The sequence below is a fragment of the Providencia heimbachae ATCC 35613 genome (assembly GCF_001655055.1).
Taxonomy (GTDB): Bacteria; Pseudomonadota; Gammaproteobacteria; order Enterobacterales; family Enterobacteriaceae; genus Providencia; species Providencia heimbachae.
In genome coordinates this window covers 50366-67088 of record NZ_LXEW01000027.1, presented here as the reverse complement: position 1 = coordinate 67088, position 16723 = coordinate 50366, and the positions used below count along the sequence as shown (strand labels likewise).

Sequence of the window (16723 nt, the reverse complement as noted above, 5' to 3'; positions counted from 1 at the left end):
TTCAACAATCTCCGCTGGTTTTATAGGTCACAACGGGTTTTAGTCGAGCAACGACTTGGATAATGCCAATGTTCACCATGCTTTCAATCACCGTATCAATAGATTTATAAGATTGAGGTGCTTCTTCATAAATTAATTGTTTATTTGCACAAATCACGCGACTGCCAAATGCTGTCCGAGATAATTGAGCAGGGGTGTAGCGATGAGATAAGCGGCCTTTACATTCAGTTCTCATCCATTTGCGACCCGCACCATGGGCTAAAGAATTTAGACTAACTTCAGTAGCGTGTGGGGCAACTAGATAACTGTAATCTCCACGAGAGCCAGGAATAATGACAAATCCGCGATCAGATGGTGTGGCACCTTTTCGGTGTAGCCAGCCCTTTATGCCATTAAAAGTACTGGCTTCGACTAAGTTATGATTGATATCTAAGCTTAGCTCCCCGATTGTTTTAGCCTGCTGCATCATGCGTAAACCAATTAATTGTCTATTTAATTGCGCAAAGTTGAGTGCGTCTTGATGCGCTTGTAAATAATATTTTGCTTCATCAGATTGTTCATCAAGACCAAGATGGTTATGTTGCTCAATGTGTTGGCGTAAAATGGACTGACCTAAACCGCGAGACCCACTGTGAACTAAAAGTAATAGTTTTTGTTTGTTTAAACCACTTTGTTCAAATCGTTGAGGATCGAGAATTTCATCCACGACTTGGAACTCTGCAAAATGATTTCCGCCACCAATAGAGCTAAGTGATGCCATAAAATCATGCGATTTCATCTGCTCAGGGACGTTTTCTTCTAGCCAATGGAAAGAGGCCACATCAGACATTTCAGAGAGCTGTTTTTCCAATTTATCTAAATTTAATTTGGATTTTTTAATCTCTGTCTGAAATAGACTCATTCCACAGCCAATATCATTACCGACGAGGGCAGGATAAAAGCGCTTAGTTGAAAAAAATGCTGCACCAATAGGATAACCACGGCCGGGATGAAGATCTGGCATTCCAACCACGGATACCATGTCAGGCAAATTCGCTGTTGTTTGTAATTGTTGGATTGCTTTTGTTTCAATCCATGTTGTTTCTGTCGCGATATAACTAACGTATTCGCTGACAGAATGAAGGGTATTGCCCATAAGCTATTAACTCATTTTTTAATTGAAAAATAAGGTGATTAGCAGGCAAAAAATAGAAAGGATAGTGAACTAACGAGAGTGACTATTTCTGAATATGCCCGCAAAGAGTTTGATTAGTTGTTGTCATGATGAACCTCCTTGCAGTTAATTTATGTGATTTGAAAACGCTGCGGATGTTAGCGAGATATTTTTCATTTTACAAGCAATATTTAGTTATTAAAAAATTCAGTGGGTAGGGAATTTGAGTTAATTTTTTTAACTACTTGATTGATATAAATAAAAAGTCTCTCCAGTTTTTATTTTAAGCTAGCGAGAGACAGTTTTATCCAAACAGATCAGTGAGCAACGAAAATGATCTGTTTGGAAGGTATTGATTGCCAATGGAAAAGTCACTAAGCAATATGAACGGTTTTACCACCAATAATGGTGCGTAATATTTTCACATTTTCAATATCATCTGCGGGAATTTCAAATACATTGCGATCAAGCACGATCATATCGGCAAATTTACCGGCTTCCAATGATCCGATAACCTCTTCACGATGCTGTGCATAAGCAGAATCAATGGTGGCAGAACGTAAAACCTCAGTTACGGTTAAATCACGGTCGTTGTCTAATCTTGGTGCTTTTTGCCCATTAATATCGCGACCTCGACGTGTTGCCGCCACTTTTAAATCGTACCATTCATCAAAATCATCAATAGGCCAGTCGCTACCAAAAGCCACAACAGCACCCGCATCAACGAATTTCGCGATAGGCTCTAACTGTTCAAAACGCTCTTCACCTAACATATTACGCTCGAAAGCTGCTAATTCAGGTGTTGGTGCAGCCCATTGGAATGAAAGACAGGCAATGGTTTTCAAACGTGCAAAACGCGCATAATCGTTGGCATCAACCAATTCATTATGGGCTAATCCTGGGCGAATATCTTTTTCAGGGTGCGCAGCTCGCATTTTTTCTATCGCATCTAAAACAATTGAAACTGCACCTTCACCGACCGTATGTAAATGCGGGTCATAACCTGCCGCCGCTATTTTTTCCATCAGTTCATCAAGAATTTCAGCTGTGAAATATAAGTCGCCAAAGTTATCTGTTTCAACCCAATTTGGGGCGATATCAGTGCCTTTATTGACACGATATGGTTGTAACAGTGATGCGGTCATCGTTGGATACTGCATAACTCCATCGACGAACATTTTGATATTGCGTAGACCAATCCCCGGCTCTGGCGTCCAATCGGCTTGGTGCCACTGTTTAGCAAAAGCAACGGCTTTATCAACGGCGGCGGCGACGGAAGCCACATCTGGCGTTTCATCAGGGGTAATTTCTCGGGCGGCTTGGAAGCGAACGGTGAGGTCACCGCGTTGTTGAAGCTGCGAAAAAGCATCCAATTGTTGTTCGGAAACACGAGCATCCATCACGGTAGTTACACCTTGCTGGTTCAGAACTTTTTGTACTAACTCGGCGACTTCAATAGTTTGGTCATCACGGATAGTGGCGATGCTATCAGCTGCACGCATCGCGGGTGCATCTTCGAGAATACCGTTTAGCTCGCCATTTTCATATTTACCAATTTTACCGTCAGGTGGCTCAGGGGTTTCTTTGGTGATCCCTAATAGGTTTAATGCATGGCTATTTGCCAGTAACGTATGGCAGTCATTCGAGAAAAGGACGACAGGACGCTGGGTGTTCAGTTTGTCCATATCTTCGCGGTACATATCAATGCCCGCAGGCAACATGCCTTGACGTAACCATGCTGTCACTTTGAGCCAGTCATTTTCACCTGTACGGGGGTCTTTATCTAAGTGATCTTGCACGCGCTGAAGGATTTGGTCGATGCTGAGTGATTCATAGTTGAGGTGGCAACCAAATAATTGAACCCCTCCCCAAAAGGGATGCATATGCCCATCAATGATACCAGGCATCATCATTTTGCCTTCTAAATCGATACTTTCTGTTTCTGGCCCAACATATTGGTGCAATTCATCAGAAGTCCCTGTCGCAAGAATATAGCCATCTTGCAAGGCGATTGCGTCAACAACGCTATTTTGATTGTCTGCGGTGTAGATATAACCGTTAAAGTAAATGACATCAGCAATTTTGTTATTCATGTTAAACCGTCTGTATCAGGGGCTCTTACTTTGAGCCAAAACTAAAAAAATAACGGGGAAGGCTGTGCTCCCCCGTAATCATCTATAAGGCTTATACCCGTCATGCTTCAAGTTACTTGGGTGTTATCTTCACTCTGTAGCTACAAGCAATTCGAATTATTTTGGGTATATATGATTAATTAATAATCATATTAGTCTCATCGTCAGAAATTGCAGGTGGACGACGCGTAAAGCCATGAGTCAATAAGGCGAGATAAACGGCACCTGCGGCTAACCACCATAGGCCCACTTTGAATGCTTCAGCATCAAGGCTTGTCCATAGCCATAGCGTTAAAACAACTCCCGTGGATGGCATGATAAGGCAGGTCACAATTTTTGTATTATCGAGCGGTGCTTTACGATCAATGTAAAAATGCTTAATCACCGATAAATTCACAAAGGTGAAGGCGATAAGCGCACCAAAGCTAATCATTGATGCAACCATACTGAGGGATAACACCAGCGAAAGCAGTGAAGCAATGGCAACAAAGATGATCGAATAGACTGGCGTATTCAATCTCGGGTGCAGATAAGCAAAGATTGAGCGCGGTAATACACCATCACGACCCATAGCATAGAAAATTCGTACAATACTGGCTTGTGAGGTCATTGCAGAGGCGAAAACACCGATGACATAAGCCGTGATGAAGCTTGAAGCCATCATTGCACCACCGACTTGTTTCATGACCGCGAGGCTAGCAATATCTGTGTTTGGGATAAACTCTTGCCACATCGGATAAACCAAGTGTGCGCTATAAGAAATCACCACAAACAGTGTACCTGCAATAAAAACGGTATATAGGATTGCTTTAGGTAATGCGCTACGGGCATCTTTAGTTTCTTCTGCCATCGTTGAAATTGCATCGAAGCCTAGGAAGGCTAAACACAACACTGCCGCACCGGCAAACAGACCAGACACCTGCGATGAGAGCACGGTGATTGGTGCAAGTAAGGCATCAGCATCCAACACAAAAGAGGTTTTAACGCTCAAATATAAGAAAATGGCGATAAAGACGATTTGCATCAATATGATTAGCATATTCATTGAGGATACCAGTTTGATACCCAAAATATTCATCAGGCTAACAATCGTAATTGTGCTGCAAATAATTACGTATATCGGTATGTTTGGGAAGGCTTCGTGGACGAAGATCCCAATAGCGATATAGTTGATAATCGGCAAGAACAGATAGTCGAGCAATTGTGCCCAACCCACTAAAAATCCGAGCGTGCCGCCAAATGTTTTTTGTACATACGAATAAGCAGACCCAGCAAGTGGGAGCTCACTTGTCATACGACAATAACTCATGGCAGTGAAAAAGACGGCGGCGAGTGTAATTAAATAAGCAATTGGCAGATGCCCTTCACTTAATACAGTCACTTGTCCATAGGTGGTGAAAATTCCGAGTGGCACCATATACGCCAGCCCGAAAAAAACTAATGCAGGTGTGGTTAGCACACGTTTCATGTGAACAGTATTCTGTTGCATTTTGAAGCCCTTCCCAAAAGCCCTTCACAACGTCAACTCTTTCTGAATATACAGGAGGAGCAAACTTAAAATGCAGACATATAACGTCAGTATTCTCACTTCAGTTATAGCACTACACTATTTTTTTAATTTAAAACGAAACGCATTGAATTCAATTTCAGAAAACCTCGCACCAGGATATATTTTATCAATATCATCGTGCGCACTTTAATGAAACGTCAGTGATGAATCGGACCATCGCCACACGCTGGGGTGAATACAAGCGGCGTACAATATAATTACCAAGCTCCTATTAAGCAATCATTAATTGAAAAAATTAAATAAATTCTTTTAATTCAACAGGTTGTTTTATGATTCGTGGGGATGTTTTTTGAGGATTTAAGATAAGGTTAATAATAGCGATTTTTTGAATAAAATCAAGGTGATTGAAATTGAATTAGTGTGTTGATTTTATTGATTTTACTTGTCATGTTAAGTAAATAATTTAAATCGCAGTGCGAATATAAAAATATTAATTAATATTTTTTACTTAAATATCCTTTTTAAGTCATACTTAAACCGAATAAATATTAATATAGTCGTGTTAATTACATAAAATAAATTAACGATTTAAGTTCCATTAAATGAAACACTGACCTTAATAATATATATATTTAGGCCAGTGTTTTAATCAATCCTTAATATCGTTGATTAAAAGAGATATTAAGCGCTAGCTTTTGATTTTTTTCTGAGCTTTTGTTGCGTATATAAAGCATCTAATGTAAACAAAATTAATGCAAACCAGATAAAACCAAAGGTGACGAGTAACTCCGAGGTCATCACTTCACCATACATAAAGACCGCAAGTAAGAACATAATACTTGGACCTAAGTATTGGAAAAAGCCTAATGTTGATAAGCGTAAGTGATTGGCGGCTTCAGTAAATAATAATAAAGGCACCGTAGTGATAACACCGGCTGCAATTAATAAAACATTAAGTTTCCAGCCATTGATCGACATATCGCTTGTTGGGCTATCAGCAAAAAATAACAAAAAGATAATGCCGACTGGGAGTAACCACAGGGTTTCAAACGTCATACCTGTTTGTGCATCAACACCGAGTTTTTTACGCAATAAGCCATAAGTGGCAAATGTGACGGCAAGACTTAAGCCGATTACCGGTACTGAGCCAAATTGCCATAACTGGATTAATACGCCAGTCAATGCGAGGGCAACTGCAACCCATTGCATTCGACGGAATCGCTCTTGTAAAAACAACATACCAAACAAGACGTTAACCAATGGGTTGATAAAATAGCCGAGACTCGCTTGCAACATGTGACCATTGTTGACTGCCCAGATATAAATTAACCAATTTGATGCGATAGTTGTTGCCGTTACACCGAGGACTAATATTTTTTTTGGTTGTTTCAGTACTTGGCGAACGTAATTCCAGTGCCGTGAAACCGTTAATAAAAGTAGCATAAAGAAAAATGACCAAATAATACGGTGAGTCAGGATTTCTTCTGCGGGCACTTGTTTAATACTTTTAAAATAAATTGGTGCGACACCCCAAATAAAATAGGCGCCCAAGGCACATAATACGCCTTTAGTAGTATTTTGCTGGCTCATTATTGGCTCTGAAATTGAATTAAAGATTTAATGAAAATTGATTGAGAGATCGAGCCTAAAAAAGATTGGCTCGATTTGTGACTCAGCTAATGTGACATTGCTCTGGTTTTTTTACAAGTTATTAGTTTACTGAGTGATTAATTTCTACTGATAGTTTTACTCAATAAGTTCAAGTTAGCCAATCAAGTAAGTTGCTGTTGCAGTTGCAATATGTTGGTTGCGCTCATTGTGCAATTCGCAGCGCGTTACCGCGATTTTATTTCCATCACGCAGTAAACTGGCACTGGCGGTAAAGATTTCGCCACGACCGGGACGTAGGTAATCAACACGTAGATCTATCGTGCCCATACGCGACATTTTATCGGCAATTTCTTGATGTACGAGGGGATTAATCCGCTGTAATATCCGGTTAATGCATACCATTCCTCCTGCGACATCCAGAATTGATGCGATCACACCACCATGTAAAATATTTTGCGTGAAATTGCCAATAAGTTCAGGGCGATTCTCCACGGTGAGTTGGACAAAATCTTCGTTCATATGTGCAAGTTTGATGCCTAATAATTGATTAAAAGGCATTTTGTAGATAAACGCATTACTCATGAGCTGACTAGCTTCTTCTAAGGTATAAATGCGGTCATTCATCATCTTCATCCTTTAAAAATTATGTAAATAGTACGTTATCATTATGTTTAATTTATGTCTCTATCAAACAAATGAATAATCTTTCAACAGCTAATCAGTTTTGTGTGTAAAATAGGACAAACTTTTTTTTGATGCTGTTGAAAATAGGAATGACGAATGCGCGCTTTACCGATGTTACTGAGTTTTGTGCTCTGTTTTTGGTCTGTTTCACTTTTCGCTTCAGAAAATCTTGATACAAAATCAAACTCAGATGTAAAGGATAACTCGCCAATTCGAGGTAGTATCATTTCAGGGTTATTGCAAAACTACGATAATCCCTTCGTACTGTATCCTTATGAATCTAATTATATAATTTATACTTATACCTCATCGATCAATAAAAAAGCGATCGCCAGCTATGACTGGGGTGATGATGCGCTTAATGATGAAGTTAAGTTTCAGTTAAGTCTTGCATTTCCATTATGGGCGGGTATTGCAGGGGATGATTCAATTTTAGCCGTCTCCTATACCCAACGTTCTTGGTGGCAGCTAAGTAATAAGAAAGAATCTTCGCCATTTCGTGAAACCAATTATGAACCGCAGGTTTTTGTAGGCTGGTTGACGGATTATCAGTTAGGTGGCTGGACGGTTCGTGAGTTTGAAACGGGTTTTAATCACGAATCTAATGGGCGTTCTGACCCAACCTCTCGTAGTTGGAATCGAGTGTACGCGAGAGCAATGGCACAAAATGGGAATTGGCAGGTTGATCTCAAACCTTGGTATCGCATCCCTGAAAGTGAAGGAAGTGATGATAACAAAGATATCACTAAGTATATGGGGTACTATCGTTTAAAAGTGGGTTATGCTCTGGGTGATAGCGTGATTACGGCGACGGGTCGCTATAATTGGAATAGTGGTTATGGTGGCGGCGAGCTCGGTTGGAGTTACCCAATTAGCAAACACGTTAGGCTGTATACCCAACTCTTTAGTGGCTATGGCGAGTCAATGATCGACTATAATTATCGGCAGACACGCTTTGGTATTGGTGTCATGTTAAACGATATGCTTTAATTGCTATCCACATTTGTTAGCAGACATTATCTGAGTTTCAAGGTAATATCTTGGTAGGTTTTTATCCTACCGATCCGATTCTTCGCTGCTCTGTTTGGGCAGCGACTTGCTTTATAGATTGAGGAAGTTTGTGTCCACCGCTTGCGTAACCAACCCATTATCACTCGCTGAAAGTGTACTAAATAGCACTTTTGGTTACCAGTCGTTTCGTCCAGGACAAGATGCTGTCATTGGTGCGATCCTCGATAACCGTGATTGCTTGGTCTTGATGCCGACAGGGGGAGGGAAATCCTTATGCTACCAAGTCCCTGCATTGGTTAAAGACGGGGTAACATTAGTGGTTTCGCCATTAATTTCCTTGATGAAAGACCAAGTTGACCAATTGCAATTACATGGCGTGAATGCCGCTTGTTTGAACTCCTCACAAACTCCACAAGAACAACGTCAAATCATGGAGAAATGTGGCAACGGAGATATCAAACTATTGTATGTCGCCCCCGAACGGTTACTGACAGAATATTTTTTAAGTCAGCTAGCTCATTGGAATATTACATTGCTGGCGGTAGATGAAGCTCACTGTATTTCCCAATGGGGACATGATTTTCGTCCTGAATATCGTTCATTAGGTCAATTAAGACAGTCTCTGCCTAACGTACCCGTTATGGCGCTGACGGCCACGGCGGATGAAACCACTCGTGCAGATATTATTCGGTTATTGGAGCTTCATGACCCTTTAGTTCATGTGAGCAGCTTCGATAGACCCAATATTCGCTATACCCTTGTTGAGAAATATAAGCCATTGGATCAACTTTGGTTTTTTATTAAAGGACAAAAAGGTAAAGCGGGAATTGTGTACTGCAACAGCCGTAATAAGGTGGAAGAAACCGCAGAACGATTACAAAAACGCGGGTTAAGTGTTGCCGCTTATCACGCAGGTTTAGAGAATCAGCAGCGTGAATGGGTTCAAGATGCATTTTTGAAAGATAATCTGCAAATTGTGGTGGCGACAGTGGCTTTTGGCATGGGGATCAACAAGTCAAACGTGCGGTTTGTGGCTCACTTCGATATTCCTCGTAATATCGAAGCTTATTATCAAGAAACTGGCCGAGCAGGGCGTGATGGCGTCGAAGCTGAGGCTGTTTTGTTTTACGATCCTGCGGATATGGCATGGCTTCGCCGTTGCTTAGAAGAGAAACCGGCAGGAATGCAGCAAGATATTGAGCGCCATAAGTTGAATGCCATTGCGGCATTTGCCGAAGCGCAAACCTGTCGCCGACTGGTTTTATTGAATTATTTTGGCGAAAATCGCCAACAGCCTTGTGGTAACTGTGATATTTGTTTAGATCCACCGAAAAAATACGATGGGTTAATTGATGCTCAAAAAGCGCTTTCATGCATTTATCGTGTTGGTCAACGCTTTGGTATCGGCTATATTGTAGAAGTCTTGCGCGGTGCAAATAATCAGCGTATTCGTGACCTTGGCCACGACAAACTTCCTGTTTATAGCATTGGCAAAGAACAAACCAATGAACACTGGATCAGCGTTATCCGTCAATTGATCCACTTAGGGATGATCACGCAAAATATCGCACATTTTTCTGCACTTCAGTTAACCGAAGCGGCAAGACCGATATTAAGAGGCGAATCATCGCTACAACTTGCTGTACCACGAGTTTTGGTCACGAAAAGTCGTAACCAGCAAAGTAAAGTTTATAGCGGCAATTATGATAAAAAATTGTTTGCTAAATTACGTAAACTACGAAAATCGATTGCGGATGAAGAAAATATCCCCCCCTTTGTTGTTTTTAACGATGCAACGTTAATCGAAATGGCGGAACACTGCCCAACGTCTCCGACTGAATTATTGCTGGTCAATGGTGTTGGAGAGAAAAAATTAGAGCGTTTCGGTGAGGCGTTTATGACGCTCATTCGAGATCACCTTGAAGGTTATGAATGAATAAAGGATAGACTTGATGACACCTGAAAGCCTAAAAAAAAGCTGGCTTAATCGAGAAACTCAGTTCTCTGCCTTTGCCAACGGCCCACTTTTAGACTTTTGGCAGCACCGCGAAGAAGCGGAGTTTCTCGGTGTTGATAATGTACCTATTCGCTATGTTCGTTTTATAAAATCTAAACATAATAAAGCCATCGTTATTTCTCCCGGTCGCAGCGAAAGCTACATCAAATATCCAGAAATTGCCTACGATTTTTTTCATTTAGGGTTTGATGTTTTTATTATTGATCACCGTGGTCAAGGGATCTCTGGACGTATGTTAGCAGACCCGCAAAAAGGGCATGTTGAACGTTTCTCTGATTATATTGATGATTTCGCTCAGTTAATTGAGCTAGAAGTAAAATATCGACATTACCCCAAATGCTATGCCCTTGGTCATTCTATGGGCAGTGCCATTCTTGCGGGATATTTACTGCGAGATAGCGTGACTTTTGATGCGGCGGCGCTATGTGCGCCAATGATTGGTATTAATTTACCCATGCCGCATTGGTTGGCGAGTTTTATTGTGGATAGAGCCGAGTCTCGCACAAATATTCGTAATGATTATGCCGCCTCTACAGGGAAATGGCAGCCTTTACCTTATTTGATCAACGTGCTTACACATAGCCAAGAACGTTATCGTCGCTATTTACGTTATTATGCAGATTACCCCGAATTACGTCTCGGTGGTCCAACGTACCACTGGTTACGAGAGAGTTTTGCGGTTGGCGATGAGCTTATTGCGAAAGCGGGAGAGATTGATGTACCACTGATGGTGTTAGAAGCCAGTGAAGAGAAAGTGGTAAGTCATCGAGAGCTACAAGCTTTTTGTCAAAGTCGGCAAAAAGCGCTGACAGGAAGAGAAGAAAAATTACCCCTCATCATTGAAGGGGCCCACCACGAAATCCTGTTTGAGGTTGATGCACTTAGAGCGATGGCGCTAAATGCTATCTGTGATTTTTTTGACCAGTATTAGCTAGGAACTCTATATGAAATATCCAGTTGTTGCTTCCGATTTGGACGGCACACTTTTATCCCCCAATCATGATTTAACGTCTTATACGAAAGAGACATTGAAACAACTCGTGACAACACAAGATGTTCGTTTTGTCTTTGCAACCGGGCGTCATCATGTTGATGTTGCCCAAATTCGTGATGGATTGGGTATCGATGCCTATATGATCACCTCTAACGGGGCACGTATTCATAATACAAATGGCGATCTGATCTTCCAACATAATGTTGATCCGCAAATTGCCCATGAGCTTTGCTTGATGGAGTTTGATAATCCAGAATTGGTCACAAACTACTATCATGGGGATGACTGGTTTATTAACCGTGAAAGTCCGGAGCAAAAGGAGTTTTTTAAAGAGTCGGTGTTTAATTACCAACTCTTTGATCGTCACCATTTTGCGACTGAAGAGGTGTGCAAGGTTTATTTTACCAGTGAAGATCATGATCTTCTGGTTGATTTACAACAAAGGATCCAACGTCGCTGGCAAGATAAAGTCAACGTAACCTTCTCTTTGCGTAGCTGCCTCGAAGTTATGGCGGGTGAGGTTTCCAAAGGCGAGGCGCTAAAACAAGTTGCTGCTCTTCATGGTTATATTGCCGACGATTGTATTGCTTTTGGTGATGGCATGAATGACAGAGAAATGCTGACGGTGGCGGGTAAAGGCTGCATCATGCAAAATGCGCATCAATTACTAAAAGATGCATTGCCGCATATGGAAGTTATTGGCTCAAATAGTGATGATGCGGTTGCCCGTTATTTAAGAAATAAATATTTAATTGAATCATAATTGCTATTTAAATTCGTCATCGAAAAAAGCCAGTTAGCGTAAAATGCGAGTTGGCTTTTTTCGCGATATAAGTTCAACGAAAAGTGCTTTTAATGCAAATTAAGTCAATTTTCCTATTCTCTATATGGCAAAGCAAGTTTAAGCTATAGAAGCCCTGCGTAGCTTGAGCTTCAAGGGGTTGAGGTTCATATCATGCTGACATTTAACGACAGGGCATTGCTTTGAATTATTTTGAGTATACTGCATTATAGAGGGTTTTTTAGGATGAAAAGAATTGCGTTAGCGCTCTTGTTAGGTTCTGTTTGTTATAGTTCGATATTAATTGCTAAACCTGCCGTCCCCCCCGCGACATCTAGCGCAGTAGCCCAACCAACGATAGAGCAAATAACGCAATCCGCTGAAAAAGGCGACCCTACCGCCCAGTTTTTACTTGGAGAACGCTATTTTAAAGGCAATGGTGTTTCACAAGACTCAAAAACAGCCGCCGAATGGTTCATTAAAGCGGGCGATCAAGGTAACTCTGATGCCCAATTTCGTTTAGGAACTATGTATGTAAATGGTTTTGGTGTTCGTCGCGATTATGACAAAGCGATGCTGTGGTATGAACAAGCCGCTAAGCAGGGTGATACTCGCGCAGAAACCAATATGGCCATGATGTATGCTCAAGGTTTAGGTGTTGGACAAGATTTAGTCAAAGCGGCTTTTTGGTTTAGAAAAGCCGCTCAAGGCGGCAATGCTATCGCTCAATTCAATATTGGACAAATGTACTCCATTGGCAGTGGCGTTGATGTTGATGATGAAAAAGCCGTATTTTGGTTTAGGAAAGCGGCTAAACAAAAAGATGCCAAGTCACAGGATCGTTTAGGCGTAATGTACTCACAAGGAAAGGGGGTTAAGAAAAACCTTCAGCAGGCTTATGCGTGGTTATCCACTGCGGTATACAGTGGTAATAAAGAGAGCCATAGACTGCAAGAAAAAATAGCCCAGCAGCTCAGTGAAGATGAAATGCAGCAAGCGCAGAAATTAGCGGATAATTACATTAAGACCTATGGTTTTAAAGAGAGTTAACTTGCGGATTATTGGTGGGGTATGATTTGGTATCCCACCATCACAATCAGTGATAGCGGCAAATATCCCCAACAGAAACGATAGAAACGGTTATATCCCCATCCTCGACGTACTTTTAATTGCGCTTGTTTTGATGAAAGCTTCCTCACTAACAAGCGATAAACCACAATATATAACAGGCTAAAACCTTGCCAAAGATATAAGGTATTAAAGGCAAATGTTTTACCAACAATCAATAAGATAACTAATGGGATCAAGAAAAAGAGAATTGAGCTGATACGCTCAAGTTGGCTAACTTTAAGTCTAATTAACTCATCCCGTGTATTTAAAGATTGTGTCATATCACTGCCTTGAATAAAAAATAGGGCTTCATCAAATAAGATTAAGGGCTAAAAATTAGCCCTTAAAAAGATTACAGTTCCCCTGATTTACGCGTTGGGTTGCGACCCGATAAGTTATTTGTCGCACTTTGCAATGTATTGTCACGTACATCAACCCTTGCTTGGAACGGTGGGAATGGCAGTGTAATTCCTTGCTCTGCGAAGGATGCCAAAATATTTTGATGAATTTCATGGCGAGCGGGTAAGCGATGACCCATTTCTGCCGCGTAAACCCGCAACTCAAATATTTGAATACCTTGTTGTAAATCAACTAGATAAACTTCAGGGGCGGGGTTATCTAAAATCATGGTTGAGCGTTCTGCGGCACGTAAAATGGTATTCGTGATCAATTCACTGTTAGCATCCGTTGGGGCTGGGATCGTCATGACAATACGTGTCACGGTATCCGACAGTGACCAGTTAATAAATTGCTCAGTAATAAAGGCCTTATTGGGTACAATAATTTCTTTTCTATCCCAGTCGGTCAGGGTTGTGGCTCGGGTATTAATTTTTGTGATGCTACCGGTTAAATTACGGATAGTCACGGTATCGCCAATACGAATCGGTTTTTCAAATAAAATCATTAAACCAGAGATAATATTGGCAAAAATTTCTTGTAAGCCAAAGCCTAAGCCAACCCCCATTGCCGCAATAAGCCATTGCAGTTTTGACCAATCAATACCTAACATAGAGAAACCAAAAATAATCCCGATAATCGTGATGGTATATTTGGTTAATGTACTAATGGCATAGCCGGTACCGGGTGTTAAATCAAGATGCTGTAATACAGCAAGCTCAAGCAGTGCTGGGAGATTACGAACTAATTGTGCCGTGACGATGATGATCAAAATGGCGATAAAAATTGAGCCCATGGTAATAGGCTGGATAGTGTCAACGCCATTGATGGTGGAGGTAACATCCCACAAGCGAATGTTTTCAAGGAATGAAAATGCGGTATGCAATTCAGACCACAGCCAGATCAGCGAAACTAACGCAATCATGGTTAAAATAGAGCGAACAAGACCGACAGACTGAGTACTGATAGCATCAAGGTCAATCACTTGTTCTTCGATATCAATATTACCTTCGTTACTCGCATTGGGTAGCTGATTATCATCTTCCCCTTTCGCACGTTGTGCGAGCATTTCTGCACGGCGTTGTTTAGCCCGCTCAAAAGCCAGTTTACGGCGCTGCATCGACATCCAACGTCGAATGGTGTGATAGATAATCAGTATCACAAACCAAATCGCCACAGAGGTTTCTAGCCGAGCCAATAAGGCCTGAGAAGTCGAGAAATAACCCAATACTGAGAAAAATGCGGCAACGATTGGTGCAAGGAAGATCAACAGCCAGAGCGCGGTGTTGATAATATTTTCACCAGAGCCGTGTCTATCAAGGTATAAAGGGATTTGTGATCGGCGTAAGTTATTGGTGATTAAGCTTAAAGCGACACATAATACTAAGAAGCAGAAGCGGCCAAGCGTCGCGGCAAACTCCCTGTCGCTATAATGTTCAAAGGTGATCAATGCCATGACGAGAGGCACGATCACAAAGATGGCGAGGCGATAGTGGCGCATTGCGCGTTTAACGGCGTCTTTATCCCAACCAAAATGGGCAATAAATAACCCGGTCGGACGTGAAAAAGTTTCACTGATCATAAATAGCCACAGTAATGGTGTCGTGGCACTTACGCCATACCCTATCGCTACCGCCATTGGGTATTGCCATGCACTTTGCAGGCCATAACCGATCGCAGACCACATCATAGGAAGTGGTAATGCGACAATAATTGACCAAAAAATGGTGCGGATAGTCAGGTAAAAGCGGTCTTGAGTCACTTTACCGATACGCAGGCTAGAGCGGTCTAAGAAGGCTTGATAGTGCTTACGGGTACTAATACTAAAAATAACTAAGATAACTGAACCTAATAGATACAAGAACGAGTCTTGAGTTGTTGCCATCACTTTTAGCGCTCTGGCAAGCTGAGACAGGGTATCGAGAGACAGTAATTGAGTGATATCAGTTACCAGCAGCACTGGGTAGTTGATGCTAATCGGGGGCACATCAGCCACCCAGAAGAGATAACGATTCGACGCATCTTTAACTTCTTTTAGTGCATCGGCGAGCTGACCGGTGGCAACATTTAATTTAGTCAGCTCAAGCATTTCGGTATCAAAACCTGAGATAAGCGATGATAAGAGCTCTTTACGGGTTTTGATCAATGACTGATAAACTTGTGTTTGTGCAGGGTTCAGTGCATTTTCAGTCTCTTGGGCGGATATATCTAGCTTTGAGAGGCGCTCTAGCGTGTCTTCGTAATTCAAACGTTGAACACGTAAGTCAGCCATTTCGCGGTCAAGCTGTTGGCTTTTTGGCATCTCAGGAAGACGTGATAGCTGAGACCTCAAGGCTTCACCGAGGGTGCTTGAACTGCTAATCCATTGAGCTTGTTCTCGAATAGTAGTGAGCGCTTGGCGTGCATCGCGAATACTGGTAGATATTTCCGCCTGGCTGGTGGTGATGGTGCTCATCCGCTGTGCTTGTTCTGTTAATTCTTGCGACATTTTACGGTTAATATCGAGCTGTTCTTTTAAGTAAGGAGTTAATTCCCCTTGCTCGGCTAGCATTTCAGTGTGTTCTAATGCCAGTATCGCTTTTTGTTGGCGCTGGGTATTTTGGAAATCACGTAGCTGTTGTAATTCAAGCTCAAGACGCTGGTAGCGTTTTTTATTGAGCTCTAATGTCATGCGTGAAATTTCTTGGCGATTATTGGCGGATAACTGCGCCATTTCTAATTCGTTTACGATTGCTTTGCGAGCACTTACTTCGGCTTGAGCTAAGGTATATTGCGCTTCTGCTAATGGTGTCGATGGGGTACCTAATGATTGGAACCGGGAGCTCGCTTCACCTAGCATGCGCCTTGCCTCAGACAGTTGCTGAGGAAGTGCATTGAGTGACTCAATGATTTCTCGGCCTTTATCTTGTTCTTGCTGCATTAAGCGGCCTTGATCAAGAAGTTGGCTGCTTAATTGGATAATCCGTTGTTCTAGCTCACTTAAACTGATCCCGGAAGGAATCGGCGCTGGCTCATCACTTTCATTGAGTAAGCTTTGTCTTATTCCTTTGATTATTTTAGGAAAATTATCAATCGCTTCTTGATAAGACTTGGCTTTACTATTGGAATCATTGGATTCACTAAGCCAGTTTAATGCGCCTTGAAGTGCTTGAGCAATTTCCGCATCTTTAGGATTTTTACTTGATTCAAGTTGTTTAAGCTCCTGCTTTATCTGTGCCTCATCCTGCGATGCAATGGGCGCCGCAATGGATGAGAAAACGATTAACAGACTAAGAAAAAAACTGATAACCAAACGCACAGTGAGGAGCTCCTTCAAGTAATGAC

At 41.7% G+C, this 16723-nt stretch carries 12 protein-coding genes; 5 read left to right on the top strand and 7 right to left on the bottom strand.

Annotated features, from left to right (window positions below):
* Position 1: 1 nt before the first annotated feature.
* From M998_RS09340 to M998_RS09320, 5 genes are all read right to left on the bottom strand, one after another.
* On the bottom strand, positions 2 to 1135 hold the full coding sequence (locus M998_RS09340; protein ID WP_068908583.1) for an RNA ligase RtcB family protein: 1134 nt from the start codon (positions 1133 to 1135) through the stop codon (positions 2 to 4).
* 392 nt (positions 1136 to 1527) lie between these two features.
* On the bottom strand, positions 1528 to 3246 hold the full coding sequence (locus M998_RS09335) for an amidohydrolase (RefSeq protein WP_068439794.1): 1719 nt from the start codon (positions 3244 to 3246) through the stop codon (positions 1528 to 1530).
* Between the two features lie 175 nt (positions 3247 to 3421).
* The gene (locus tag M998_RS09330) at positions 3422 to 4774 is read right to left on the bottom strand and encodes an APC family permease (protein ID WP_068908581.1); all 1353 of its coding nucleotides are present in this window, start codon (positions 4772 to 4774) and stop codon (positions 3422 to 3424) included.
* A 702-nt stretch (positions 4775 to 5476) separates the two neighbouring features.
* Positions 5477 to 6385: an EamA family transporter RarD gene (gene rarD, locus M998_RS09325; protein WP_068439798.1), complete on the bottom strand. Its 909-nt coding sequence runs from the start codon at positions 6383 to 6385 to the stop codon at positions 5477 to 5479.
* A 174-nt stretch (positions 6386 to 6559) separates the two neighbouring features.
* The gene (locus M998_RS09320; protein WP_068439800.1) at positions 6560 to 7030 is read right to left on the bottom strand and encodes a thioesterase family protein; all 471 of its coding nucleotides are present in this window, start codon (positions 7028 to 7030) and stop codon (positions 6560 to 6562) included.
* Between the two features lie 156 nt (positions 7031 to 7186).
* On the opposite strand from M998_RS09320, the gene pldA reads away from it, so the two are divergent.
* The 5 genes from pldA (at position 7187) to M998_RS09295 (ending at position 12943) form a co-directional block, all read left to right on the top strand.
* On the top strand, positions 7187 to 8080 hold the full coding sequence (pldA, locus tag M998_RS09315; protein WP_068439802.1) for a phospholipase A: 894 nt from the start codon (positions 7187 to 7189) through the stop codon (positions 8078 to 8080).
* Between the two features lie 130 nt (positions 8081 to 8210).
* Positions 8211 to 10037, top strand: a complete 1827-nt coding sequence (gene recQ / locus M998_RS09310; protein WP_068908579.1) for an ATP-dependent DNA helicase RecQ — start codon at positions 8211 to 8213, stop codon at positions 10035 to 10037.
* Positions 10038 to 10053: 16 nt separating this feature from the next.
* Positions 10054 to 11049 carry a lysophospholipase L2 gene (gene pldB / locus M998_RS09305; protein ID WP_068439806.1) on the top strand — a complete coding sequence of 332 codons (996 nt, stop codon included), beginning with the start codon at positions 10054 to 10056 and terminating at the stop codon, positions 11047 to 11049.
* A 13-nt stretch (positions 11050 to 11062) separates the two neighbouring features.
* Positions 11063 to 11875 carry a sugar/pyridoxal phosphate phosphatase YigL gene (yigL, locus tag M998_RS09300; RefSeq protein WP_068439808.1) on the top strand — a complete coding sequence of 271 codons (813 nt, stop codon included), beginning with the start codon at positions 11063 to 11065 and terminating at the stop codon, positions 11873 to 11875.
* Positions 11876 to 12139: 264 nt separating this feature from the next.
* The gene (locus M998_RS09295) at positions 12140 to 12943 is read left to right on the top strand and encodes a tetratricopeptide repeat protein (protein WP_068908577.1); all 804 of its coding nucleotides are present in this window, start codon (positions 12140 to 12142) and stop codon (positions 12941 to 12943) included.
* An 8-nt stretch (positions 12944 to 12951) separates the two neighbouring features.
* On the opposite strand, the gene M998_RS09290 is transcribed toward M998_RS09295, so the two are convergent.
* Complete coding sequence (locus M998_RS09290) at positions 12952 to 13284, bottom strand: hypothetical protein (protein ID WP_068908575.1); 333 nt, start codon at positions 13282 to 13284, stop codon at positions 12952 to 12954.
* 71 nt (positions 13285 to 13355) lie between these two features.
* Positions 13356 to 16697: a miniconductance mechanosensitive channel MscM gene (gene mscM, locus M998_RS09285; RefSeq protein ID WP_068439814.1), complete on the bottom strand. Its 3342-nt coding sequence runs from the start codon at positions 16695 to 16697 to the stop codon at positions 13356 to 13358.
* Positions 16698 to 16723 lie beyond the last annotated feature (26 nt).

Coding starts and splice junctions, on each gene's coding strand:
- pldA (WP_068439802.1), top strand. CDS start 7,187: ATGCGCGCTTTACCGATGTTACTGAGTTTTGTGCTCTGTTTTTGGTCT.
- M998_RS09330 (WP_068908581.1), bottom strand. CDS start 4,774: ATGCAACAGAATACTGTTCACATGAAACGTGTGCTAACCACACCTGCA.
- M998_RS09295 (WP_068908577.1), top strand. CDS start 12,140: ATGAAAAGAATTGCGTTAGCGCTCTTGTTAGGTTCTGTTTGTTATAGT.
- M998_RS09290 (WP_068908575.1), bottom strand. CDS start 13,284: ATGACACAATCTTTAAATACACGGGATGAGTTAATTAGACTTAAAGTT.
- rarD (WP_068439798.1), bottom strand. CDS start 6,385: ATGAGCCAGCAAAATACTACTAAAGGCGTATTATGTGCCTTGGGCGCC.
- yigL (WP_068439808.1), top strand. CDS start 11,063: ATGAAATATCCAGTTGTTGCTTCCGATTTGGACGGCACACTTTTATCC.
- M998_RS09320 (WP_068439800.1), bottom strand. CDS start 7,030: ATGAATGACCGCATTTATACCTTAGAAGAAGCTAGTCAGCTCATGAGT.
- M998_RS09335 (WP_068439794.1), bottom strand. CDS start 3,246: ATGAATAACAAAATTGCTGATGTCATTTACTTTAACGGTTATATCTAC.
- M998_RS09340 (WP_068908583.1), bottom strand. CDS start 1,135: ATGGGCAATACCCTTCATTCTGTCAGCGAATACGTTAGTTATATCGCG.
- pldB (WP_068439806.1), top strand. CDS start 10,054: ATGACACCTGAAAGCCTAAAAAAAAGCTGGCTTAATCGAGAAACTCAG.